This window comes from Kaistia hirudinis (assembly GCF_014196455.1).
Taxonomy (GTDB): Bacteria; Pseudomonadota; Alphaproteobacteria; order Rhizobiales; family Kaistiaceae; genus Kaistia; species Kaistia hirudinis.
Genome location: NZ_JACIDS010000001.1, coordinates 70,599 through 92,489 on the forward strand (window position 1 = coordinate 70,599; position 21,891 = coordinate 92,489).

23 protein-coding genes and 1 riboswitch are annotated in these 21,891 nt (G+C 67.3%); of the genes, 8 read left to right on the forward strand and 15 right to left on the reverse strand.

All coding sequences use genetic code 11. From position 1 onward, the window contains the following. The first annotated feature begins 25 nt into the window (after window positions 1-25). Together cydD and cydC are read left to right on the forward strand one after the other, a co-directional pair. Window positions 26-1,810: a thiol reductant ABC exporter subunit CydD gene (gene cydD, locus GGR25_RS00345; protein WP_183396753.1), complete on the forward strand. Its 1,785-nt coding sequence runs from the start codon at window positions 26-28 to the stop codon at window positions 1,808-1,810. Further along, on the forward strand, window positions 1,807-3,453 hold the full coding sequence (gene cydC / locus GGR25_RS00350; protein WP_183396754.1) for a thiol reductant ABC exporter subunit CydC: 1,647 nt from the start codon (window positions 1,807-1,809) through the stop codon (window positions 3,451-3,453). The genes cydD and cydC overlap by 4 nt, the downstream gene beginning before the upstream one ends. A gap of 21 nt (window positions 3,454-3,474) precedes the next feature. Here the strand turns inward: cydC and GGR25_RS00355 are convergent, their stop codons facing one another. Further along, window positions 3,475-4,107, reverse strand: a complete 633-nt coding sequence (locus GGR25_RS00355; protein ID WP_343067930.1) for a TetR/AcrR family transcriptional regulator — start codon at window positions 4,105-4,107, stop codon at window positions 3,475-3,477. A 99-nt stretch (window positions 4,108-4,206) separates the two neighbouring features. Between GGR25_RS00355 and GGR25_RS00360 the strand changes: the two genes are divergently transcribed. Continuing rightward, window positions 4,207-4,845 carry an FMN-dependent NADH-azoreductase gene (locus GGR25_RS00360; RefSeq protein ID WP_183396756.1) on the forward strand — a complete coding sequence of 213 codons (639 nt, stop codon included), beginning with the start codon at window positions 4,207-4,209 and terminating at the stop codon, window positions 4,843-4,845. A 16-nt stretch (window positions 4,846-4,861) separates the two neighbouring features. Here GGR25_RS00360 and GGR25_RS00365 read toward each other — a convergent pair whose 3' ends face one another. Both GGR25_RS00365 and GGR25_RS00370 read right to left on the reverse strand, forming a co-directional pair. Then, window positions 4,862-6,907, reverse strand: coding sequence for a hypothetical protein (locus GGR25_RS00365; protein WP_183396757.1), 2,046 nt, complete (start codon window positions 6,905-6,907; stop codon window positions 4,862-4,864). A gap of 92 nt (window positions 6,908-6,999) precedes the next feature. Next, on the reverse strand, window positions 7,000-8,139 hold the full coding sequence (locus GGR25_RS00370) for a hypothetical protein (RefSeq protein WP_183396758.1): 1,140 nt from the start codon (window positions 8,137-8,139) through the stop codon (window positions 7,000-7,002). A 178-nt stretch (window positions 8,140-8,317) separates the two neighbouring features. Beyond that, window positions 8,318-8,401: riboswitch (Fluoride riboswitch) on the forward strand. A gap of 93 nt (window positions 8,402-8,494) precedes the next feature. Here GGR25_RS00370 and crcB point away from each other — a divergent pair. Genes crcB through GGR25_RS00385 form a run of 3 tightly spaced genes read left to right on the forward strand, consistent with a single transcriptional unit; the run spans window position 8,495 to window position 10,671 of the window. Next, window positions 8,495-8,881 carry a fluoride efflux transporter CrcB gene (gene crcB / locus GGR25_RS00375; protein ID WP_183396759.1) on the forward strand — a complete coding sequence of 129 codons (387 nt, stop codon included), beginning with the start codon at window positions 8,495-8,497 and terminating at the stop codon, window positions 8,879-8,881. 33 nt (window positions 8,882-8,914) lie between these two features. Further along, the gene (locus GGR25_RS00380) at window positions 8,915-9,910 is read left to right on the forward strand and encodes an RluA family pseudouridine synthase (RefSeq protein WP_183396760.1); all 996 of its coding nucleotides are present in this window, start codon (window positions 8,915-8,917) and stop codon (window positions 9,908-9,910) included. Beyond that, the gene (locus GGR25_RS00385) at window positions 9,907-10,671 is read left to right on the forward strand and encodes an ATP12 family chaperone protein (RefSeq protein WP_183396761.1); all 765 of its coding nucleotides are present in this window, start codon (window positions 9,907-9,909) and stop codon (window positions 10,669-10,671) included. Before GGR25_RS00380 ends, GGR25_RS00385 begins: the two co-directional genes overlap by 4 nt. A 6-nt stretch (window positions 10,672-10,677) precedes the next feature. Here GGR25_RS00385 and GGR25_RS00390 read toward each other — a convergent pair whose 3' ends face one another. Continuing rightward, window positions 10,678-11,205, reverse strand: coding sequence for a hypothetical protein (locus GGR25_RS00390; RefSeq protein WP_183396762.1), 528 nt, complete (start codon window positions 11,203-11,205; stop codon window positions 10,678-10,680). A gap of 171 nt (window positions 11,206-11,376) precedes the next feature. Between GGR25_RS00390 and GGR25_RS00395 the strand changes: the two genes are divergently transcribed. Beyond that, entirely contained in the window at window positions 11,377-12,909 is a 1,533-nt protein-coding gene (locus tag GGR25_RS00395) for a carboxyl transferase domain-containing protein (RefSeq protein ID WP_183396763.1), read from the forward strand. A gap of 230 nt (window positions 12,910-13,139) precedes the next feature. Here the strand turns inward: GGR25_RS00395 and GGR25_RS00400 are convergent, their stop codons facing one another. From GGR25_RS00400 to GGR25_RS00435, 8 genes are all read right to left on the reverse strand, one after another. Further along, window positions 13,140-13,808 (reverse strand): glutathione S-transferase family protein, encoded by a 669-nt coding sequence (locus GGR25_RS00400; protein WP_183396764.1) that lies wholly within the window; start codon window positions 13,806-13,808, stop codon window positions 13,140-13,142. A gap of 154 nt (window positions 13,809-13,962) precedes the next feature. Further along, on the reverse strand, window positions 13,963-14,361 hold the full coding sequence (locus GGR25_RS00405) for a type II toxin-antitoxin system VapC family toxin (RefSeq protein ID WP_183396765.1): 399 nt from the start codon (window positions 14,359-14,361) through the stop codon (window positions 13,963-13,965). Further along, window positions 14,348-14,590, reverse strand: a complete 243-nt coding sequence (locus tag GGR25_RS00410) for a FitA-like ribbon-helix-helix domain-containing protein (RefSeq protein ID WP_183396766.1) — start codon at window positions 14,588-14,590, stop codon at window positions 14,348-14,350. Before GGR25_RS00410 ends, GGR25_RS00405 begins: the two co-directional genes overlap by 14 nt. A 307-nt stretch (window positions 14,591-14,897) precedes the next feature. Beyond that, the gene (locus GGR25_RS00415) at window positions 14,898-15,788 is read right to left on the reverse strand and encodes an alpha/beta fold hydrolase (protein ID WP_246409118.1); all 891 of its coding nucleotides are present in this window, start codon (window positions 15,786-15,788) and stop codon (window positions 14,898-14,900) included. 147 nt (window positions 15,789-15,935) lie between these two features. Further along, window positions 15,936-16,436 (reverse strand): 2-amino-4-hydroxy-6-hydroxymethyldihydropteridine diphosphokinase, encoded by a 501-nt coding sequence (folK, locus tag GGR25_RS00420; protein ID WP_183396767.1) that lies wholly within the window; start codon window positions 16,434-16,436, stop codon window positions 15,936-15,938. Further along, the gene (gene folB / locus GGR25_RS00425; protein WP_183396768.1) at window positions 16,433-16,798 is read right to left on the reverse strand and encodes a dihydroneopterin aldolase; all 366 of its coding nucleotides are present in this window, start codon (window positions 16,796-16,798) and stop codon (window positions 16,433-16,435) included. The genes folK and folB overlap by 4 nt, the downstream gene beginning before the upstream one ends. Further along, window positions 16,795-17,640, reverse strand: a complete 846-nt coding sequence (gene folP, locus GGR25_RS00430) for a dihydropteroate synthase (RefSeq protein ID WP_246409120.1) — start codon at window positions 17,638-17,640, stop codon at window positions 16,795-16,797. The genes folB and folP overlap by 4 nt, the downstream gene beginning before the upstream one ends. A gap of 35 nt (window positions 17,641-17,675) precedes the next feature. Beyond that, complete coding sequence (locus GGR25_RS00435; RefSeq protein WP_183396769.1) at window positions 17,676-18,272, reverse strand: short chain dehydrogenase; 597 nt, start codon at window positions 18,270-18,272, stop codon at window positions 17,676-17,678. A 121-nt stretch (window positions 18,273-18,393) separates the two neighbouring features. Here GGR25_RS00435 and GGR25_RS00440 point away from each other — a divergent pair, with 121 nt between their 5' ends. Beyond that, window positions 18,394-18,729 carry a YARHG domain-containing protein gene (locus tag GGR25_RS00440; protein WP_183396770.1) on the forward strand — a complete coding sequence of 112 codons (336 nt, stop codon included), beginning with the start codon at window positions 18,394-18,396 and terminating at the stop codon, window positions 18,727-18,729. On the opposite strand, the gene GGR25_RS00445 is transcribed toward GGR25_RS00440, so the two are convergent. The 3 genes from GGR25_RS00445 to GGR25_RS00455 all read right to left on the reverse strand — a co-directional run bounded on the left by GGR25_RS00445 (window position 18,695) and on the right by GGR25_RS00455 (window position 21,889). Beyond that, window positions 18,695-19,624 (reverse strand): alpha/beta fold hydrolase, encoded by a 930-nt coding sequence (locus GGR25_RS00445; protein WP_183396771.1) that lies wholly within the window; start codon window positions 19,622-19,624, stop codon window positions 18,695-18,697. The two genes, GGR25_RS00440 and GGR25_RS00445, sit on opposite strands and share 35 nt — an antisense overlap. Before the next feature lie 160 nt (window positions 19,625-19,784). After that, complete coding sequence (locus tag GGR25_RS00450) at window positions 19,785-20,774, reverse strand: substrate-binding domain-containing protein (protein ID WP_183396772.1); 990 nt, start codon at window positions 20,772-20,774, stop codon at window positions 19,785-19,787. Between the two features lie 68 nt (window positions 20,775-20,842). Then, entirely contained in the window at window positions 20,843-21,889 is a 1,047-nt protein-coding gene (locus GGR25_RS00455; protein ID WP_183396773.1) for an ABC transporter permease, read from the reverse strand. Window positions 21,890-21,891: the final 2 nt, after the last annotated feature.

Genomic DNA, 21,891 nt, shown 5'->3' on the forward strand with positions numbered 1-21,891 from the left:
CCCGGAACAAGGTCCATCCCGCCCGATGAGCTCCGTCGAATTCGATCCGCGCGCTTCGGCGGATTCCCTCCGGCCCGAGGCCAAGGCCTGGCTGTCCGCGCAGCGCAAGGCGGCCGGTCGCTGGCTCACGGTCTCGATGCTGCTGCCCCTTTTGGGCGGCGTGCTGATCGCGGCGCAGGCGCTGACACTCGCCGGCATATTGGCCGGCGTGATCGCGGGTGGACGCTCGCCGTCGGATGAGGGCGGCGCAATCCTGATTCTTCTGGCGGTCATCGTTGCGCGGGCCGCGCTCGCCCTCGTCGGTGAGCGGGTTGCCGCCCGCGCGGCCGAGGACATCAAGCTCGCGGTCCGGCAGAGCCTGTTCGCGGCGCTGATGGCCCGCACGCCGGAATGGATGCGCGCGCGCAGTTCTGGCGAGCTCACCAGCGGCATGGTTGACCAGGTCGAGGCGCTGGACGGCTATTTCGCGCGCTTCACGCCGGCCATGGTCGCCGCCTCGGTGCTACCGCTGGTCTTCGCGATCGGCCTGATGACGGTCGACTGGGTCGTCGGCGTGATCTTTCTCGTCTCGGCGCCGCTGATCCCGCTATTCATGGCGCTCGTTGGCTGGGGGGCCGAATCGGCGAGCCGCCGCCATCTCGGCGCGATGTCTCGCCTCTCCGGCCTGTTCGCCGACCGGCTGCGTGGCCTTGTCGTGCTGAAACTGTTTGGCCGGGCGGAGGACGAGGTCGGGCGCGTTCAGATAGCGACCGAGGATCTCGCCGCCCGCACCATGGCCGTGCTCAAGATCGCGTTCCTGTCCTCGGCCGTGCTCGAGTTCTTCGCCGCGCTCGGCGTCGCCGGCGTCGCGGTCTATGTCGGCCTGACCTTCCTCGGCGACATTCCGCTCCGCTCCGTGCCGCTCGGCCTCGAGGCCGGGCTGTTCTGCCTCTTGATGGCGCCCGAGGTCTATCTGCCGCTCCGCACACTCGCCGCGCATTATCACGACCGCGCCTCGGCGCGGGCCGCCGTCGCCAGCCTCGATGCCGTCTTCGATGGCCTGCCCGAGGCCGCGCCGCTGCCGGTCATGGCCGCCCGGCGCGCCGTCGTGCCCGTGCGGGCGGCGTCCGTCGTGATCCGCGGTCTGACGGTGACGGCCGAGGGGCGCGGCAAGGTGCTCGACGGCATCGATCTCGACATTACGCCCGGCGAGCGGATCGCGATCCTCGGCGCCAGCGGCATCGGCAAGTCGACGCTGCTCGAGGCGATCGGCCGCTTCCGCTCCTTCGAGGGCGATATCCGCATCGACGATGCGCCGGTCGGCGCGATCGACGAGGGTTCCTTCCGCGGCCGCGTCGCGCTGCTGGTTCAGCGCCCCCGACTGTTCCACGGCACGATCGCCGGCAATGTCCGCCTCGCCCGTCCCGACGCGAGCGACGCCGACATCCGCCGCGCCGCCGCGCTGGCCCATGTCACCGATTTCGCCGACCGCCTGCCGGACGGGCTCGAGACGGCCGTGGGCGAGCGGGGCAGGGGCATTTCCGGCGGCGAGGCGCAGCGCGTGGCGCTGGCGCGCATCTTCCTTTCCGATCCCGGACTCGTGCTGCTCGACGAGCCGACGGCCCATCTCGATGTCGGTACCGAAGCGCTGGTCGCCGATTCGATCCTCGATTTCGCCGCCGGGCGCACGCTGATCGTCGCGACCCATTCGGCGGCGCTGGCCCGGCGCATGGACCGCATCTACCGGATCGCCGGGGGCAAGCTGCTGCCCGTGCCGCATCGTCCGCCGGGATCGGTTCCGACGCGCGCCGGCATGGGAGACGCGCCATGAGGTTCTTCGTCGAATTGCTGCGCGGGCGCACGCGCAAGCTTCTGCTGGCGCTCGCTTTGAGCGTGGCAACGTTGCTCACCGGCATGGCGCTGCTCGGCGTCTCCGGCTGGTTCCTGACCGCGACCTATCTCGCGGGGATCGGCGCGCTGTTCAACATCTTCATTCCCTCGTCGATGGTGCGCGGCTCCTCCTTCCTGCGCATCCTGTCGCGCTATGGCGAGCGGGTGAGCGGACATGCGGCGACGCTCGCCATCCTCTCCGACCTCCGCGTGCTCGTCTTCTCGCGGCTCATCCCCCTGGTACCGATCCGCGATGCCGCCGCGCGCACCGGAGACTTCGTCGCGCGCCTGACCGGCGACATCGATACGCTCGACATGGTGGTGCTGCAGCTGGTGCTGCCGGTCGCCGCCGCGCTGGTCGCCGCGCTCGGCCTCGGCGTCGTGCTGGCCTTCGTCCTGCCCGAGGCCATCATTCCCGCGATTGGCGGCCTGCTGGCGACGACATTGCTCGTCCCGTTCGTGCTGTCGCGGCTCGGCCAGGCGGCGGGCACCGAAGCCGTCGGACGTTCGGCGCATCTGCGCACACTGGCGCTCGACGGCGCTGATGGGCATGGCGACATCGTCGCGCTCGGCATCGCGCCGCTCGTCTCCGGCGAGTTCGACAAGGCTGCCAGGGATTTGCGCGCTGCCCGGCTGCGGCAGGCCCGCTGGACGGCGCTGGGTCCGGCCGCGATGCAGCTCGGCCTCGGCCTCACCATGGCGGCGGTGCTGTGGATCGGGCTCGGCGCCCATGCCACCGGCAGGATCAGCGGCCCCATGCTGGTCAGCATGGTCCTCCTGATCCTCGCCACCTTCGAAGCCAGCGGCCCCGTTCTGCGCGGTGCCGGCCGTCTCGGCGCCGCTCGCGCCGCCGCCCGCCGCCTTTCGGCGATCCTGCAGGCGGAGCCTGCCGTCGACGAGCCGCGTGTTCCGGCCGTTCTGCCCGCGAGCGGAGCGCTTTCGGCTGGTCATGTCGGTTTCCGCTATGGCGACCGGCCGGTCCTCACCGATGTCTCGCTCACCATCGAGGCCGGCGAGCGCATCGCCATCCTCGGCGAGAGCGGCTCGGGCAAGTCGACGCTGCTGGCGCTTCTGATCCGCCTTGCCGATCCGGGGGAGGGCGCCATCCGCCTCGGCGGCATCAATATTCGCGATGTCGCGACATCGGAACTGCATGGCCGCATCGCGCTGCTGACGCAGGATACGCCCGTCTTCATCGGCACGATCCGCGACAACCTCAGGATCGGCGCGCCGGACGCCGATGATGCGACGCTCTATGGCGCGCTGGCCCGCGCCCGGCTCGACGAGTTCGTCCGCCGCCTGCCGCTCGGGCTCGACACCTGGCTGGGCGAGGCCGGCGCGACGCTCTCGGCCGGCCAGGCGCGCCGGCTTTGCCTTGCGCGCACGCTGCTGGCGCCCGCGGCGATCCTGCTGCTGGACGAGCCCACGGCAGGCCTCGATCCTGATATCGAGGCGGATCTGCTGGCCGATATTCTCACGGCGACGTCGGGGCGCTCGGTGGTGCTCGCGACGCACGCCGCGCTGCCGGAGGGTGCGTTCGACCGGGTCTATCGCATGGATGCAGGCCGGCTCGCCGCCGCTTGAGGCGCGCCGTCCCGGCCGCGCTCAGGGAGCGGCGACCGCGAGCGGCTCATGCGATGCGAGGATGCGGGCAAATAGCGCGCGGAGATCGCAGGCGCATCCGTCCGGTCCGAGGCTGCGCTGGAAGACGCGGGAACCCTCGACCAGCAGGAAGAGCTGATCCGCCAGCATCTGCGGCTCGGACAGGCCGGACGCGAGGCACAGCGCCGTCAGCCGTTCGCGATGCTTGCGCTTCGTCTGCTCGATGACGCGGCGGCCCGGATGATCTGGATCGCTGATCTGGATCGCCGCATTCACCAGCGCGCAGCCACCGTCGCGCCAGCGGCTCTTCTGGTTGCAGATCTCGTCCATCCAGGCGTTGATCTGCGCCAGCGCATCGCCGGGATATTGGCGGTCGAGGTCGTCCCAGAAGCGCTCACCCTCGGCGGCGAGGCCGCTCAGATATTCCGCGACCAGCAGCTCCTTCGATTCGAAGTGCCGATAGAGCGTCATCTTGTTGGTGCCGGCCGTCTCGGCGATCGTCTCGACGCCGACGCCCTGGATGCCGAACCGATAGAACAGGTCGCGCGCCGCGATGAGAATCCTCTGGCGCGGCGGGAGGCTGCTGTCGATGGCCTCGGTCGGGTGAACGGTCTGTTCAACTGCCGCGCTGCGCACGCCCTTGAATCCTTCTGCTGCCCCGTCGATATTCAATAATGTTACCGTACGGTACCGTTTGTAGGTGCCGTCAACGTAAAGATAGTGAAGGAAAGCGGCATGACCAACATTCTTTTTGTGACGTCGAGTCCTCGCGGCGAGGCGTCCCATTCGACCCGGGTGGCCGAGAAAGCGATCGAGCAGCTTCTCGCGTCCGATCCCGGGGCGACGTTGGTGCGCCGCGATCTCGCGCGGGAGCCGCTGCCGCATGTCGGCGAGGCGTTTCTGGGCGCCGTGTTCACGCCGGACGCGGCGCGTTCGGAAGAGCAGCAGGCGCTGGTCGCGCGCTCGGATGCGCTGATCGACGAACTCTTCGCGGCCGACGTCATCGTCATCGCCTCAGCGATGATCAATTTCACCGTTCCTTCGACGCTGAAGAGCTGGTTCGACTATATCGCCCGCTCAGGCAAGACATTCAGCTATGGCGAGAACGGACCCGTCGGTCTCGTGACCGGCAAGCGCGTGGTCCTGGTGGAGGCCAAGGGCGGCATCTATTCGCAGGGCCCGATGAAGGCCCATGACTATCAGCAGCCTTACCTCCGCTTCATGCTCGGCTTCCTCGGCCTCACCGACGTCGAGGTGATCGATGTCGAGGGCGTGGCGTTCGGCCCTGAAGCGGCCGAACGCGCCGTGACGGCGGCGGTCGAGCGTGCCGATAATGCGGCCCGCGCCATCAGCGAGACGCGCGTCGCCGCGTGAGCCGGGCAGGCCGGCCTTACTGGCCGGCCTGCACTTCGAGCGAGATCAGGTTCGGCAGCGTGCGCGGATCGCTCTCCGCGGCCGCGATGATCGCGAGCAGCGGCACGGGCGTGGCGGGTGCTGCCGTGAACGTCAGCTTTCCGGGCGTGCGGATGAAGGTCTGAAGCGCCGGGGCCAGCTTCTGCTGGAAGGTCGGGTTCTTCAGCACCAGCATCAGCGTCAGCGGGAGCGCGCCAGCGACGTCCTCGCGGAACTTCTCCGGCGTCTGGTTCTTCTTCTTCGCTTCCATGGCCACGGCGCGGTCGACGACCGAGCTGTCCTGCACGGTGACCTTGGCGCGGGAGAAGAGGAGGTTCGGCAGCGCGGACTCGATGGTCTGCGGTGCTTCGATCGTCGCGCGCTTGAGGCCGGTCAGCGCGACATCCGCATTGATCGTGCCGACATCCTTCACCGTGAGCTTGAAATCCGACAGGTTCAAGCTCTCGTCGGCCTCGCGCCAATGCAGCTTGAAGCCGTAATCCGCCATCAGCCGGTCATAGCCGAGGCCCTCGATCAGCTTGCGGGCCTGCGGGTCGTCGACCAGCGACAGATCCAGATTGAGGCCGCGGAGGTCCAGCCCGACATTGGTGGGGACCGGGCCGATATAGTCCGAGAGGTCGAGACGGGCGCGGTCGAGCGCGCCGAGCTTCTTGCCGCCCTGGACGAGATCGAGATTGACGGCTTCGGCGAAGCCCATGGTCGGCGCGAGCGTCAGCGGATCGACCTCGATGTCGGATTCGGCCGCCTTGATCGCCGAGCGGATCCTGTCGATCGACGGGAAGACGAAGCCGCCCACGGCGATCCGCTCCGCCCCGAACGAGCCCTTGTCGCCGACGGCGACGTCGAGATCGCCGACGCCGATCTCGCCGAGACCATCGGACGAGAAATCGGTCAGGTGGAAGTCGCCGAGATGGAACCGCTCGATTTCAGGCGCGACCACGTCGAGGTCGCTCAGGCGGGAGGAGCCGATGCCGAACGAATAGATGATGTCCGGCACCATATCGAGCGCGAGCGCGCCCAGCGCCTTCTCGTCCATATCCGGATTGGCGATGATCTGGTCGATCGCGGGCGTGAACGGCTTCGAGGGCTGGCGCGTCTTGAGATTCTCGGTCTCGAAGGAGCCGATGCGGATCTCGACGCCGGGAATGACGAAGCTCCAGTTGCGATAGGTCTCGAGCGCCACGGCCGTGCGCCATTTGCCGTCGCCGACGCCGCCGACATAGCGGTCGGGATCGAGGACATCCATGATGGCGTTGACGTTGTAGCCACGCCCCTCGATCTTCTCGACCTTCATCTTGACGAGACCATCGGGAGAGGGCGTCTCCTGGGTCAGCGGACCCATCGACACCATGTCCACCACCCCATCCTTCATGCCGCTCATCTGAATGGCGTCGATGGTGGTGTGGGTCTTCTCGCCCTGCATTTCGGTGTCATAGACGAAGTTCCGGCCCTCCGAGGGGCCCGAGGAGGCCTTCAGCGCGACGGACATCACCTTGATCCAGGACGCGACCGGCTTCGCGGTGTCGATCACGACGCCGGCGAAGCTCGGGACCGAAACGTCCTTGTAGGACAGCGAGCCGAAGCGCATGTCGAACCGGATCGGGCTGCTGGTGACGGCGGCACTGCCCTCCGTCGACACCTCGGCCTTGACCGGAGGCTTGCCGGAAGCGACGACGCGGGCGTCGTGAATGTCCAGTTCCTGGAACGCGAACGCGCCGTCGGGGCTCTGGTTGAAACCCTTGACGTCGATTCGGTCGAAGGTGACCTCCAGCTTGCCGCCGGGGATCGCGGTGACATTCTCCGTGCGGATGCTCAGATTGCGGATCGTCGCCGTCTGCGTCGCCGCGTCATAGCTGAGCTCGCCGAAGCCGGCGACCCAGTTCGGGGTCGCGTCCAGCGAGGAAATCCAGCCCCGGATCGTCGTCTCGACCGGCTCCTCGGCCAGCGCATGACCGGCGGGGAAAACGGCGCATCCGAAGAGGATGACGGCGGCGGTGCGCGTGCGCAGTGCAGGGCGGATCATGGTCTTTCCTTCACTTCCTCGGCGGCGAGCCGATTATCCAGACGCGAAAGCCCGGATCGGTTGGATCCGGGCTTCCGAAGAGTCGATTGCGATCAGTTGTTGGCGGCGACGCCGATGCCGAGCAGCTTCAGCACGCCGTTCGGGCTCGCCAGCGCCGTCTTGCCGACTTCGGTCAGCAGCACGGGCGTCGCCGGCGCGAACTTCACCGTGATCGACTTCGGGTCCTTCAGATAGGCGCTGACCGCGGCCGACACCTCGCTCTGGAACGCCTCGTCCGTGATGTTGACCTGGCTGAAGGCGAGCGGCAGGAAGCCGGGAACCATGGCGGCGAGATCCTCGCGCTTGGCGCCGAGCTGCTTGGCCTGCATGTCGAGCGCGCGGTTGGTCAGGCCGGCATCGTCGAAGCGGACCTCCGCGACCTCGAGCGTCGCCGTCGGCGCCAGCTCGTGCAACTGATCGGCGTTCTGCAGCTTCTCGCGCGGCACGCCGCCGAAGGTGCCGCTGATCGACAGCTTGCCCATGTCCTTGCCGTCGAGCGTGATGCCGTTGATCGTCAGCGCGCTCTTGGCGGCGTCATAGCTGCCCGCGATCCCGACATTCAGAGACAGGCTGTCATAGCCGAGATCGGTGATCGTGCTCGAGCCCTGGCCGCTGGCCTTCAGGACGCTGCCGGGAACATTGATGCCGGCGACCGTGAGCTTGCCCTCGTTCGGCGCGCCGTCGACGACATTGCCGAGATCGACCGCGAACGAATCCACCGTGACCGGATCGGGCGCGTTGGGCGCAGCCACCGAAATCCCGTCGATCTCGAAATGCGAGAACGGCGTGATCTTGGCGGTCGAATGCACCTCGGTCGGATCGGGGACGACCGCGTCCTTCGAGATGCCGGTCTTCCAGCTGATCGTCTGCTCGCCATCGACGATCTTGCCATTGTCGAAGGAGATGCTGGCCGCGGTGAAGCCGCCCGGCGTGCGCTCGACCGGGCTCGCGATCACCACCGACGGCACGGTGGCGTCGGAGCCTTCGCGCGACACCTTGAGATTGGTGATGACGACGTCGTCGCCATTCGCCGAAGCCGAATCGAAGCTCGCCTTCGCGCCACCCTTGGCCTGCAGCGCCGCGACGACGCTGTTGGCGATCTTGGTGGCATCGGGCGCCGCGAAGGCAGTCGTCGACAGGAGCAGCGTCGAGACGAGCACCAGGCCGCGAGCGCCGGAAAGCGAAACGTTCATTATGTCCTCCGAGGAACAGGTGTGCGTCGGCCGGACGCCGAGGCTTTTGTGGGCGGCATTGTGTCGTGAGTTCATGGCGAGAGCAAGAATGACCGCCCGCCCCCTGTGACGCACGTCACCGGCAGGCAAGCGCGCGGCGGTCGCGCGGCATTTGCAATCCGGCCCGCCGGGCCTAATCTCGGCTGACGGGAATGGGGTCTCCCGAGCGTTTCCTCTACGGAAAGCTGAACCGCCGGTTCCGGCTGATGGCTCCTGTTCACAACCCTCTTGCGGGGGCGTGGCAGGAACTTGTCCGGCTTCCGGCTGCGCAGCGCTCATGACCGGACCCGCTCGCGGATCGATCCTGGAGATTCCCATGTTCTTTGCCTTCATCGTGTTCGTCGGCGCCGGCCTTGGCGGCGTCCTGCGCTACGCGACCAACCTTGCCGCCATCCGCCTGCTCGGCGAGGCGTTCCCGTTCGGCACCTTCCTGATCAACGTCGCCGGCTCCTTCGTCATGGGGCTGATCGCCGCGGCTGCGGTGGCGCGAATCGGCTTTTTCGGCCAGCCGGAATGGCGGCTCTTCCTCACCACCGGCGTTCTCGGCGGCTTCACGACCTTCTCCGCCTTCTCGCTCGATGCCGCCTATCTCTGGGACCGGGATGAATTCGGCCTCGCGATTCTCTATGTGGGGGGCTCGGTCGCGGTTTCCCTGGCAGCGGTGTCTGCGGGACTTTGGCTCGTCAGGAGCCTCCCCGGGTGATATGACGCGCGATCCAAGGCAGGACGGAGCAGGATGGCGAGCGTCGTCACCAAGACAGTGACCCCGGACGAGACGGATATGCGGCTGGACCGGTGGTTCAAGCAGCATTATCCGGGGCTTTCTTTCGGTCATCTTCAGAAGCTGCTCCGTTCGGGTCAGGTGCGGGTCGATGGCGGCCGAGCCAAGACGTCCGACCGCGTCTCGGCGGGGCAGGTGGTTCGCATTCCGCCGCTCGGCGTCGACGAGGCCGGCGGCTCGCCGCATGTCGCCCGTCCGGCCGGCGCGCGCGGCGGCACGGCCGACACGCTGATGGCCATGTGCCTCTACGAGGACGACCACGTCTTCGTGTTCAACAAACCCTGGGGTCTCGCCGTTCAGGGCGGCTCGGGCCTGACGACCCATGTCGACGGCATGCTCGAGGCGCTCCGGGACACCAAGGGCCAGAAGCCGCGCCTCGTGCATCGTCTCGATCGCGAGACCAGCGGCGTGCTCGTCGTGGCGCGCACGCGCCTCGCGGCCTCCAAGCTCGCCGCCAGCTTCCGCGCCCGCACGACCAAGAAGGTCTACTGGGCGCTGGTGAAGGGCGTGCCGCGTCCCTCGCAGGGCCGGGTTTCGACCTGGCTCGCGCGCGAGGAAAGCACCGAGAAGATGAAGATCGCCCGCCATGGCGACGACGATGCGAGCCATGCGGTCTCGCTGTATTCGGTCGTCGACAATGCCGGCCCCAATCTCGCCTGGCTGACCATGCGGCCGGTGACCGGGCGCACGCATCAGCTGCGCGCGCATGCGGCCCATATCGGCCATCCGATCATCGGCGATTCCAAGTATTTCGAGGCGGACACCAACTGGGAATTCCCCGGCGGCATCCAGAACAAGCTGCATCTCCACGCCCGGCGGATCGTGATCCCGCATCCAGCCGGCGGCACGCTGGACGTGAGCGCGCCGCTGCCGCCGCACATGCTCCAGAGCTGGAACCTGCTCGGCTTCGACACCGACCTCGGCGATACGAACGAGCCCGACGACGAATGAACGGCGTTTTCGACGATCCGGCGGGCGAGGAGCCGCGCGATCCGATGCGGTCGGCTGCGCAGCCGCGCCCCTTGCCGAAGCGATTCTACAAGACCGCCGACTATGCGGCGGAGGGCGATGGCTTCGTCGTGCGGCTCGACGGCAAGACGGTGCGCACGCCGGCCAAACTGCTGCTGCGCGTCGACCGCGAGGCGGTTGCCGCGGCGCTTGCGGCCGAGTGGGCGGCGCAGGGCACGCTGATCGATCCCGCGACCATGCCGCTGACGCGTCTCGTCAATTCCGCCATCGACGGCGTTGCCCGCGATCCGGGGCCGGTGCGGGACGAGATCCTGCGCTATGCCGAAAGCGATCTGCTCTGCTATCGCGCGCCGGGTCCGGCGCGGCTCGTCGAGCAGCAGGACGCGCTATGGACGCCGCTGGTCGAATGGATGCATGAGCGCTTCGGCGCGCGCTTCCTGCTCGCCGAGGGCATCGTGCATGTGCCGCAGTTCCCGGAGACGATCGCGGCCGTCGATGCGGCGCTCGGCGATCCCGATCCGCTGGCGCTCGCCGCGCTCTCGACGGTCAACACGCTGACCGGATCCGCGATCCTGACGCTGGCGCTCCTGCACGGACGGTTGAACGCCGAAGAGGTCTGGCGCGCGGCCCATGTCGACGAGGATTTCGAGCTCGAGCTCTGGGGCGACGACAAGGAAGCGGCAGCGCGCCGCGAGGCGCGCTGGCAGGAGATGCAGGCGGCCGCGCTGGTGCTGGCCGCCTGAGGGGCCTTACTGCGCGGGGACGGTGGCCTGCTTGGCCAGCGTGCCATAGGCGACGATCGGCTTGCCGTCGTGCTGGCCGACCCAGCCCCAGATGAAGCCATCGCCGGACTTGATCAGCGTGACATTGCCGTCGAGACAACCCTTGCCGGTCGCCGCATCGACGCCGCCCTGCGTGATCGTCTCGGCGAAGAAGCTGGTGTCGCCCTTCGTCCCGACCTTGGCGAGCTTGCCGGCGCAGGACTGGTCGGGATAGCTCGTCTCGATCGTCTTGCCGGAGAAGGTGATGCTCATCGGGAAGGCCTTGGCATGCCCGACCTGGACGAAGGTTCCGGTCCAGACGCCGTCCTGCGGCCCGGGTTTGGCGGCCTTCTTGGCCTTCTTGGCGGGCTTCGCCGGCGGCGCCGCTTCGTCGCTGGTGGCTGCCGGAGCGGCGGCATCCGGAGCGGGCGCTGCATCTTCCGCGAACGCGACCGACCCGTATCCGATGAGGGCGGACGCGAGAAGGGCGCCGCCGAGCAGGCGTGAGAACTTCATGACCGATGGTCTCCCGTTGCGCCGCCCCCCGGCGCGCGCCCGACTTTGTTAGCACGCCAGTTGTGGCGTTCTCAGGGCACGTTGCGCGCGCGTCCGCCACGCTTCACGCTTCAACGCGCCGGGCGGGCCTGCTAAGTCTCAAGCCAGCGAAATTGCACCGGAGGCGACGTCGTGAAGGACATCCTGGCGGAGCTCGAAGAGCGGCGGGCCGAGGCGCGCCTCGGCGGCGGCGAGAAGCGCATCGCCGCCCAGCACGCGAAGTCGAAGCTCACCGCGCGCGAGCGGCTCGAAGTGCTGCTCGACGAGGGCTCCTTCGAGGAGTTCGACATGTTCGTCGAGCACCGGGCGACCGATTTCGGCATGGAGAAGACCAAGATCGCCGGCGACGGCGTCGTGACGGGCTGGGGCACGATCAACGGCCGCACGGTCTTCGTCTTCGCCAAGGATTTCACGGTGTTCGGCGGCTCGCTCTCCGAGGCGCATGCCGGGAAGATCACCAAGATCCAGGATATGGCGCTGAAGAACCGCGCGCCGATCATCGGCCTGTTCGATGCCGGCGGCGCCCGCATCCAGGAGGGCGTCGCGGCGCTCGGCGGCTATGGCGAGGTGTTTCAGCGCAATGTGCTCGCCTCCGGCGTGATCCCGCAGATCTCCGTGATCATGGGCCCCTGCGCCGGCGGCGACGTCTATTCCCCTGCCATGACCGACTTCATCTTCATGGTCCGCCATTCCAGCTACATGTTCGTCACCGGCCCCGACGTCGTGAAGACCGTCACCAACGAGACCGTGACGGCCGAGGAACTCGGCGGGGCGAGCGTGCACACGACGCGCTCGTCGATCGCCGACGGCGCCTATGACAATGACGTCGAGACGCTGACCGAGATGCGCCGGCTGATCGATCTCCTGCCGATGAACAATCGCGCCGAGATCCCCGAGCTCGAGACGAGCGATCCGGCCGAGCGGCTGGAGATGTCGCTGGACACGCTCGTTCCCGACAATCCGAACAAGCCCTACGACATCAAGGAACTGATCACCAAGACGGTCGACGAGGGCGATTTCTTCGAGATCCAGGCGGCCTTCGCGCGCAACATCATCACCGGCTTCGGCCGGATCGAGGGGCGCACCGTCGGCATCGTCGCCAACCAGCCCATGGTGCTGGCCGGCGTGCTCGATAGCGACGCCTCGCGCAAGGCCGCCCGCTTCGTGCGCTTCTGCGACGCCTTCGGCATCCCGATCGTCACCTTTGTCGATGTGCCGGGCTTCCTCCCCGGCACGGCGCAGGAATATGGCGGCCTGATCAAGCACGGCGCCAAGCTGCTCTTTGCCTATGGCGAGGCGACGGTGCCGAAGATCACCGTAATCACGCGCAAGGCCTATGGCGGCGCCTATGACGTCATGGCGTCGAAGCATCTGCGCGGCGACGTGAACTATGCCTGGCCCTCGGCGCAGATCGCCGTGATGGGCGCCAAGGGCGCGGTCGAGATCATCTTCCGCGCCTCGAACGGCGACAAGGAAGAACTCGCCGCCCGCACAAAGGAATATGAAGACCGTTTCCTCTCGCCCTTCGTCGCCGCCGAGCGCGGCTATATCGACGAGGTGATCATGCCCCACTCGACCCGCAAGCGCGTCGCGCGAGCGCTCCGCCTGCTCCGCAACAAGGAGCTGGATAACCCCTGGAAAAAGCACGACAATATTCCGCTGTGAGGGGGAGTGAGCGAGTGGTCGCGGCTTCCTTTCTTTCACCTCCCCCTAAGGGGGAGGTCGACGGCCGAAGGCCGGCGGGAGAGGGTTTAGGGAAGCCTCAGAACAAGGCGCTGACCCGCCTTTTCCGCTTCGGATGGTTCCCTAAACCCTCTCCCGGCGCTTCGCGCCGACCTCTCCCTCAGGGAGAGGTGAAGGGGCAGAAGTCTGATCGTTCGCACCGGTAGCGCCAGCTACGCGCCGGCCGGCGGGGTTCCTCTCGCGACCGCCAACTGGGCCGCGAAGGCGCGCTGATAGGCGGGGCGGGCTTCGCCGCGGGCGACATAGGCGGCAAGGCTTGGAAACTCGTCCAGCAGTCCGGACCGCCGGAGCCGCAGCAGCACCGAGACCATCAGAAGATCGCCGGCGCTGAACACACCGTCGAGCCAGTCGGCCTCGCCGAGCCGGGCCGCGAGTTCGCGCAGACGGTCACGGACGCGATCCTTGACGATCGGCAGGCGTTCCTTGTTCCAGGGCTTGTCGTTCTCGAGGAGCCTCGCATTGACGAGTTCCAGGATCGGCGGCTCGACTGTGCTCAGCGCCGCGAACATCCAGGCGATCGCGCGCGCCCGCGCATTGGCATCGTCCGGCAGCAGCCCGGCATGGCGCTCGGCGAGGTGAAGCACGATCGCGCCCGACTCGAACAGGACGAGATCGCCGTCCTCATAGGTCGGAATCTGTCCGAAGGGGTGCAGCGCGCGATGCGCCGGCTGCTTCATCGCGGCGAAGGAAACCAGCCGAACCGCATAGGGCTGCCCGACTTCCTCGAGCGCCCAGCGAACCCGCGTATCCCGCGCCAGCCCCTGACCGCCGTCGGGCGAGCGTTCGAAGGCGGTGATCGTGGGGATCGGTGTAGAGGACATGGGATGCCTCGGTTCGGATGATGACCCTCAAACGGGTCTACCGCCCATCTGGCCGGAAGCCTAACGCTACTGCGAGGACAACGGAACAGGCGCGGAATCGATCCGCCTCAAGGGGATTGCCGCGATGATGGATCGCTGCTTGTCCCGCTCTGCTTCACGGTAACAGGATGACGGGAACATGTAGGCGCCGCGCCAGCCCTGCGAGCTTCAGGTCGGCGGTGACGACGCTCGTGCTCAGCCGCTGGGCGAGGGCGACATAGACGCAATCATATACCGGGTGTCGTTGGTCGCAGGCAATACGAAGCGCCTCCGTGAGCAGACTGTTCGATGCAGGAACGATCTCGATCGTTGCCAGCGCTGCCGCAAGAAGCTCGATCGCGGAGGCCGTATTCATTTCGCCGGCGCGAACATAGCGCCAGAGTGCGTTGGCGACTTCGACCGCGATGATGTCCGGCGCCACCGCATCGTGCGCTTCGATCGCGGCGACGGCCGCCCCGCTGGCACTGCTCTGGACCGCCGCGCGCATCAGCGCGCTCGCATCAAAGACGGCCATGGTCCGTATCGCGGTCCTCGCGGATGATCGCCACCGGATCGAGAGTGATCGGCCCGACGCGCTTGCGGATTGCATCGAGCCTCGCCAGAGCCTCCGCTTTCCCGTCGGCGGCGTAGCCCTCGATCAGGTCACGCATGGCCTGCTCGGCCGACTTGCCCTCGGCCTTGGCCTTCGCCTTGAAGCGTTCCGCGATGTCGTCGTCGATGTTGCGCACCAGCATCTGGGCCATGGCTTGCTCCGTGTCGTCCGTCCCATGCTATCACAATGATAGCATGGTGATGTCGTGTGAGCATCACAAGGCGGGAGGTTGGGACTTCGGACGGGGGAACCCGTTCTCCAAAGCTGGCTGCCAATGGCCGGGCAACCCTCCAGATGTCATTGCCGCGCTTGACCCGGCAATCCGGTCTTTCTCTTCGTGTCATCGCTGGCCCGCGCACAACCCGAAGTCTGGATTGCCGGGTCAAGCCCGGCAATGACAGGTTGAGAGGTTAAGGCGCGGGCGAGACCCATGTTCGGCCGTCTGAGGCGTCCGGCCCCTACGGCCCATCAATGAACGCCACCAGATCCTTGTTATACGTCGCCGGGTCCTGCCAGTGCGCGAAGTGGCTCAAGTTTGGCAGGATGAGGAGCTTGGCGTTCGGGATCAGCTTGGCGAGTTCTTCCGTGTGCTCCGGCTTGATGCCTTCGTCATACTGGCCATCGGCGATGACGGTCGGCGTCGTGATCTTGGCGAGCTGTTCGGCCTTATAGTCCGGCTGGCTGTACCAGAGCGCGACCAGCGCGTTGACGAAGGCCTCGTAGTCCTTCGGCGTCGGCGAGATCTTCTCGTAATCCTTGCCGGCCTTCTCGATATAGGCGCCGAAGACGGGGTCCTTGTCGACATTCGGCTTGACGCCGGAGACGTTGTAATTGGCACCGAAGGCCCAGAGCTTGGAGAGCCGCTCGGGGTGGTTGATCGCGATGTCGAGGCCGGTGATGCCGCCGTCGCTCCAGCCGACCAGCGCCACCTTGTCGATCTTCAGATGGTCGAGCACGGCGAGCGCATCGGACGCGAAGAGGTCATAGCTGAACGGCTTGTCGCCCTTGGTCGAGCGGCCATGACCGCGCGTATCGATGACGATCACCTCGTGCTTGTCGGTGAGCGCGGGAACCTGGTTGCCCCAATAATCGGAATTGCCGAGCCCGCCATGCAGCAGCAGCACCGGCGAGCCCTTGCCTTCGCCAAAAGTCGCGTACCAGATCTTGGCGCCGTCGACGTCGAGCGTGCCGGTCTGGTCCGGCTTCGGCAGCGGCTTCGGATCGGGCAGGGTCTTCCAGATCTCCTCGCCAAAGGCCGGCGCACCAGCGGTCGCGACGTTCGCGACAATGCCGATGGCCAGCGCCGCAAGGGCGGTACGCCAGCTTCTGGTCAGATCATGCATGCTCATGCTGTCACCTCATCCCCATCGGTCCGGTCGAGCCGGCCCCGGAGATGAGCCTACGACGGCCACGGCGGCGTGCAAGGCGATCCGTTCCAACGCGACGCCCCGGCGGAGACCAATGTTCTCCGCGGGGTGCGGCGGGCGAGGCGCTGTTCAGCCGGCCGTGTCGCCGGCCCAGCGGCGCACATCCTGCCGCTCGGTGGCGGGCAGGCGGTCCAGCAGCGTTGCGATCGCTGTGCCGCCGATCGTGAGGTCCGGCGCGATCTCGGCGAGCGGCACCAGCACGAAGGCGCGCTCCGCCATGCGCGGATGCGGTACGATCAGGCCCGGCTCGTCGATCGTCGCTGCGCCGTAGAGCAGAAGGTCGATGTCGAGCGTGCGCGGGCCCCAGCGCACCAGCCGTTGGCGGCCATGGCGCTTCTCGATGGCGAGGCAGAGGTCGAGCAGGGCGCGGGCCGAAAGCGTCGTCTCGATGGCGACGCAGGCATTGAGATAGGGCCCCTGCGGCACGGGACCCCAAGGCGGCGTCTCATAGAGCGGGGAGACGCGCGTCACACGCACCCCGGCGGCGGCGCGAAGATCGTCGATCGCCGTGGCGAGTGTCGCGGCGCGGTCGCCGAGATTGCCGCCGAGTCCGAGAAAGGCCTCGTTCACGTGCGGCCCCGCTCGATTTCCACCGCGACGAGGCCGCTGGCGAGCGGGATCGGCGCACCCGGCTTCGCGACGCGGACGGTGATCCGCTGGACGAGCGGGAAACCGTCGAGGACATCGCTCGCGATGGCTTCGGCGAGCGCCTCGATTAGCTTGAAGCGGCGCTGTGTCACGATCGCCTCGGTCGTCGCGACCACTTCGCCATAATGAACTGAATCTTCCATCGCGTCGCTCGCGCCAGCCCGCGACAGGTCGAGTTCGAGCACGAGCGAGACCACGAAGCGCTGGCCGAGCGCTTCCTCCTCGGCGAAGAGGCCGTGACGGGCGAAGAAGTGCAGGTCGCTGATCAGGATGCGGTCGGTCATGGCGTGGATACCTGCTGGTCGCGGGAGGCAAGGATCGCATCGGTCAGCGCCAGCGCGTCGCGATGCGCGGCGACGTCATGCACGCGGACGATGGCCGCACCGCGCTCGGCGGCGATGACGTTGGTAGCGATCGTGCCGTAGATCCGGTCCTTCGGCTCGCGGCCGGTGAGCGCGCCGATGAAGCGCTTGCGCGATGTGCCGATCACGATCGGGAAGCCGAGCGCGACGAGCACATCGAGCCGGTCGAGGATGACGAGGTTCTCGCCCTCGTCCTTGCCGAAGCCGATGCCGGGATCGAGCAGGATGCGGTGATCGGGAATGCCGGCGGCGCGGGCGATGGCGATCGAGCGGTCGAAGAAGCGCTTCAGCGCGTCGAGGATGGACGCCGCGCCGTAGCGCGCCTCCTTCTCCCAATGCCCGGCGATCACGGCGGCGCCATGCGCTGCCGCAACGCGCGCGATCTCCGGCTCGCGCTGCAGGCCCCAGACGTCGTTGACGATCCGCGCTCCAGCCGAAAGGGCGGCGTCGGCGACGGCCGCCTTGTAGGTATCGACCGAGATCAGCGCACCCGGTTCGGTACCGAGTGCGCGGATGACCTCCAGCACGCGGGCGCTCTCCGTCGCCGCATCCACCTCGGCCGCGCCCGGCCGGGTCGATTCGCCGCCGATATCGATGATGTCGGCGCCCTCGGCCAGCATGGCGCGGCCGCGCGCCACGGCGGCGTCACGTTCCGCATGGTCGCCGCCGTCGGAGAAGCTGTCCGGCGTGACGTTCAAGATGCCCATGATGAGCGTGCGGCCGGCGGCAGCGCGCGCGAGATGGTCGATGTCGAGACTGGCCAAGGCGTCGTCCGATTCGGTCGGGAGGCTGACGGCGTCTAGAGCACCGAGAAGACCTGGCCGGTCAATGCGCCCTCGACGCTCTTCGAGAAGGCGAGCGCCGCGCGGGCGGCCGGCACCGGCTCGTGGCCGCGGAAGAACGGAGCGTAGCCGCCCATGGATTCGAGCAGCACGCCGGGGCTGACGGCGTTGATGCGCTGACCGCGCGGCAGCTCGATCGACGCCGCCTTCACGAAGGAATCGACGGCGCCGTTCACCATCGAGGCGGAGGTGCCCTTGCGGATCGGGTCATGCGCCAGCACGCCGGTGGTCAGCGTGAACGAGCCGCCCTCGCTCACGAAATCCTTGCCGATCAGCACGAGATTGACCTGGCCCATCAGCTTGTCGGCGATGCCGATCGCATAATCCTCCGCCGTCATTTCGACGAGCGGCGCGAACTTGACCTTGCCGGCGGCGCTGACCACGGCATCGCAGGTGCCGACCTCTTCGAAGGTGGCGCGGATCGAGGCGGGATCGCGAATGTCGATGCGGACATCGCCGGTGCGGCCGGCGCGGATGATGTCGTGACGGGCGCCGAGTTCGGCAGCAATGGCCGTGCCGAGAACGCCCGAGGCGCCGACGAGCAGGATCTTCATGTGAGGGGAACTCCGATGTGCGGATGAGGAAAGGTGACCGCGATCATAGCCAAGCTGGGCGGCAGGACTAGGGTCGCGCGCAAATCCGCCGCGTCAGGCGGAAAAATTCGGGAGAGAAACCATGCGCCACCCCGTTCTGATTTCGACGATCGCGGTCTGTGCCGCCTTGCTGTCCGCCGGCCAGGCGCGTGCTGCCTGCTTCGAGACGATCGGCTGCACGGACAGCGAGAAGATGTCGCTGTCGAGCCTCCGGACGCTGTCGTGCGACAGCCTCTGGACGGCGCGCAACACGATCTATCACGAGAATGGCTATTGCTTTCGCACGGCGCGGGGCAAGGCGAATTTCTCCAATGATGGTTGCGTCACCTCGAACCAGTCGGCGATCCGGCTCAACAGCTATGAGCGCGCCAATGTCCAGGCGATCACGAAGGTCGAGCGGGAGAAGGGGTGTCACTGACATCGTTGGGCCGTGGCTCCGGCTTCGGCGGGATCGGCGCCGCAGGGCCGTCGAGGAAGTCGACCATGGCCTTGTTGAAGGCTGTCGGATCCTGAAGCAGGCCGGCATGGCCGACATTGGGCAGGATCACGAGCTGGGCTCCGGGAATGAGCTTCGCCATCTCGCGCGTATGCTCCGGCCGGATCGCTTCCTCGCGCTCGCCATCGGCGATCACCGTGGGAACATGGATCGCGCGGAGCTCGGCGTGGCTGAAATTCGGCTCCGTCTCCCACATCTCGTTCACTTCGCGCACGGTCTCGGCGTGCTCGTCGAGCAGTTCGCTGGCGCTCGCCTGCAGGGGCGCCAGCACCGAGGGGACGGGGGAGGGCGCAAGCCCCGCGACATTGTAGTTGGCGCCATAGGCGAAGAGCTTCGAGATCCGGTCCGGGTGATGGATGGCGATGTCGAGCCCGATGATGCCGCCATCGCTCCAGCCGACGATCGCCGCCTGCCGGATCTTGAGATGGTCCATCAGCGCCAGCACGTCGGATGACATCACGTCATAGCCGATCGGCTCGTTGCCGCGCGTGCTGCGGCCCTGGCCGCGGCTGTCGGCGACAATGACCTCGTGATGGCCGACGAGCGCCGGGATCTGGTTGCGCCAGTCGCGCGAGGAACCGAGGCCGCCATGCAGCAGGATGACCGGCGCGCCGCCATGCGGGTTGAAGATGGCGTACCACATCTTGATGCCGTTCAGATTGGCATAGCCGCTGCGGTCGGGCTTCTTGAAGAAACGGGGTTCGTTGATCGCGGGCCCGACGATGGTGATGCCGACGGCCGCCAGCGCGACGCCGGCGAGCGCGAGCCAGCGGGCGAACAGGCGGACGGTGCGGGTCGTCGTTGCGCTGAACTGCATCACGGGAATCATCGGCCGCCATGGCGCTGCCCTACAAGCTGGGGCAGGACGCTGCCGCCGGCAAGGGCCGCTTCGCTCGGTCGCAGGTCTGGCGGCGAATCATGGCGGATGCAGGGTGAAGAGGGCGGCGCCGGAACTCGACCGGCGCCGCACCAGCGCGTCAGCGAATGCCGGCGTCGATCAGATCGACCAGCCCGTCGATGCTGTCCGGCGTGACGACGCCGGCGCCCGTATTGAGCGAGAGGCCCGGCATCTTGTACTTGGCCGACATCACGCACTGCACGACCGGCATGAAGCCCTGCAGATAGAGCAGTTGGTCCAGGGTCGCCGTCACATAGCCGGACTTCAGGCCGTCGATCGTCGCCGGTCCGAGGTCGATGCCGCCGACGATGATGTCGCCCGGCTGCTTGCCGGCGCTCTTCAGCACCTGGCCCATGATGCCGGTGATGCCGCCATGCTGCGTGCCGATCGCCTTCAGGTTCGGGTGCGCCTGGATATAGGCCGCCAGAACCGGGACGCCGAGCGAGGTGTCGGAATTGACCTCCTGCGTGATCTCGAGCCGGTCGACCTTGAGGCCGGCCTTTTCGAGCGTATCGGCCAGGCCCTTTTCGGACTGGCCGCGCTCGGCCTGGCTGAAGACGCCATAGACCATCGCCTCGTCGCCGGACTTGAGACCCTTGGCCAGCATCGCCTCGGCCGTCAGCTTGCCGCCGGCATAGAGGTCGACGCCGGCATAGCCGAGGCCCTTGGCGCCGAACTCCTGCTGCAGGTCCGTCATCGGCGAATTGCCGACCGTGACGATGATGCCCTGGTCCACGGCGCTCTTGACGAGGTCATGGAAGGCGGCGCTGCCGGGATGGCCCATGATCTCGATGCAGGCGGGCTTGGCGGCGACCGCTTCCTTGAACTGGTTGATCATGGTCTCGGGCGCCCAGGCCGAGAACTGCTCGCGCAGATCGACGCCGAGCGCCTTGGCGGCCTGTGCCGCGCCGGTCTGGCGGGCGAGCGTCGCTCCGTCGCCGGCATTGCCGCCCATCTGCATGTACATGACGAGGCCTGCGCCCGGCATGTCCTCGGCCGATGCCGCGCCGAGCGAAAGTCCAAGGGCCGCCGCGGCGATCCCTCCCAAGAGAATGGCCTTTGCGCGCATGATCGATTCCTCCCTCCGTTCATGCTTGCACCTGCGGCCGATCGGCTTTGCCGAAGTTCTGGCGCAGGCTATTCGGCGGCTTTCGCCCTCCCGAATTTCGCGCTGAAGCCGAGGCGCGCCAGGAAGGCGGCGCGGCGCTGCGGCTCCTCGACATAGAGATAGAAGACGATGGCGATGAGGAAGATGAGCCCCTGCACGGTCCGCACCCAGGCGCCGGTGAGGCCCGAGGCGACCAGACCCGCCTCCAGCATGCCGATGATGAAACAGCCGAAGATCGTGCCGATGATCGTCGCCCGGCCGCCGAAGATCGATGTGCCGCCGATCAGCACCGAGGCGATGGCCGTCAGCAGATAGCCCTGGCCCTGATTGCCGAAGAAGTTCTTGTTTTCGAGCGTCAGGAAGATCGCGGCGAGACCGGCGAGCCCGCCCATCAGCGTGAACAGACGGATCTTCTCGCGGTCCACGTCGATGCCGACGACCCGCGAGACTTCGTTCGAATCGCCGATGAACAGGATGTGCTCGCCGAAGCGATGGCGCGTCAGGATCGTCCAGAGGAAGAAGGCGATCAGCGCTGTCCAGACGGCCTGGAGCGAGATCTGGTTGAGCCAGATCGGGGCGTTCGGGCCGAAATCGATTCGTCCGACCAGAACCTGCCAGACGCTCGATTCCTCGGCGCCGCGCAACGCATAGGACTTGCCGCCCGAGAGCACCGTCGCCATGCCGGCCCAGAAGAACTGCGTGCCCAGCGTCGCGATGAAGGAGGGGATGCCCACCTTGGCGACAAGGAGGCCGTTGACGAAGCCGACCAGCAGACCGGCGGCGAGGGCGGCGACGACCGCGATCCAGCCGAGCTGGTATTCCTTGAAGAGCAAGGCGAAGACGAAGCCGGAGAAGGCGATGATCGCGGGGAAGGAGAGGTCGATCTCGCCCGCGCCGATGACGAAGGTCAGCCCGAGCGCCAGCAGGATCAGCGGCGGCAGCGTCGACAGGAACGTCGTGTAGATGAAGGGCGACAGGAACACGCCCGGCGCCGTGAACATGAATAGGCCGAGGATGCAGGCGAAGACGAGGATGATCGGCAGGCCCTCGATTCTGCGGATGAGGCCGGTCGCCATGG

Coding starts and splice junctions, on each gene's coding strand:
- cydD (WP_183396753.1), top strand. CDS start 26: ATGAGCTCCGTCGAATTCGATCCGCGCGCTTCGGCGGATTCCCTCCGG.
- cydC (WP_183396754.1), top strand. CDS start 1,807: ATGAGGTTCTTCGTCGAATTGCTGCGCGGGCGCACGCGCAAGCTTCTG.
- GGR25_RS00360 (WP_183396756.1), top strand. CDS start 4,207: ATGACCAACATTCTTTTTGTGACGTCGAGTCCTCGCGGCGAGGCGTCC.
- GGR25_RS00365 (WP_183396757.1), bottom strand. CDS start 6,907: ATGATCCGCCCTGCACTGCGCACGCGCACCGCCGCCGTCATCCTCTTC.
- GGR25_RS00370 (WP_183396758.1), bottom strand. CDS start 8,139: ATGAACGTTTCGCTTTCCGGCGCTCGCGGCCTGGTGCTCGTCTCGACG.
- crcB (WP_183396759.1), top strand. CDS start 8,495: ATGTTCTTTGCCTTCATCGTGTTCGTCGGCGCCGGCCTTGGCGGCGTC.
- GGR25_RS00380 (WP_183396760.1), top strand. CDS start 8,915: ATGGCGAGCGTCGTCACCAAGACAGTGACCCCGGACGAGACGGATATG.
- GGR25_RS00385 (WP_183396761.1), top strand. CDS start 9,907: ATGAACGGCGTTTTCGACGATCCGGCGGGCGAGGAGCCGCGCGATCCG.
- GGR25_RS00390 (WP_183396762.1), bottom strand. CDS start 11,205: ATGAAGTTCTCACGCCTGCTCGGCGGCGCCCTTCTCGCGTCCGCCCTC.
- GGR25_RS00400 (WP_183396764.1), bottom strand. CDS start 13,808: ATGTCCTCTACACCGATCCCCACGATCACCGCCTTCGAACGCTCGCCC.
- GGR25_RS00405 (WP_183396765.1), bottom strand. CDS start 14,361: ATGGCCGTCTTTGATGCGAGCGCGCTGATGCGCGCGGCGGTCCAGAGC.
- GGR25_RS00410 (WP_183396766.1), bottom strand. CDS start 14,590: ATGGCCCAGATGCTGGTGCGCAACATCGACGACGACATCGCGGAACGC.
- GGR25_RS00415 (WP_246409118.1), bottom strand. CDS start 15,788: ATGAGCATGCATGATCTGACCAGAAGCTGGCGTACCGCCCTTGCGGCG.
- folB (WP_183396768.1), bottom strand. CDS start 16,798: ATGACCGACCGCATCCTGATCAGCGACCTGCACTTCTTCGCCCGTCAC.
- GGR25_RS00435 (WP_183396769.1), bottom strand. CDS start 18,272: ATGAAGATCCTGCTCGTCGGCGCCTCGGGCGTTCTCGGCACGGCCATT.
- GGR25_RS00440 (WP_183396770.1), top strand. CDS start 18,394: ATGCGCCACCCCGTTCTGATTTCGACGATCGCGGTCTGTGCCGCCTTG.
- GGR25_RS00445 (WP_183396771.1), bottom strand. CDS start 19,624: ATGCAGTTCAGCGCAACGACGACCCGCACCGTCCGCCTGTTCGCCCGC.
- GGR25_RS00450 (WP_183396772.1), bottom strand. CDS start 20,774: ATGCGCGCAAAGGCCATTCTCTTGGGAGGGATCGCCGCGGCGGCCCTT.
- GGR25_RS00455 (WP_183396773.1), bottom strand. CDS start 21,889: ATGGCGACCGGCCTCATCCGCAGAATCGAGGGCCTGCCGATCATCCTC.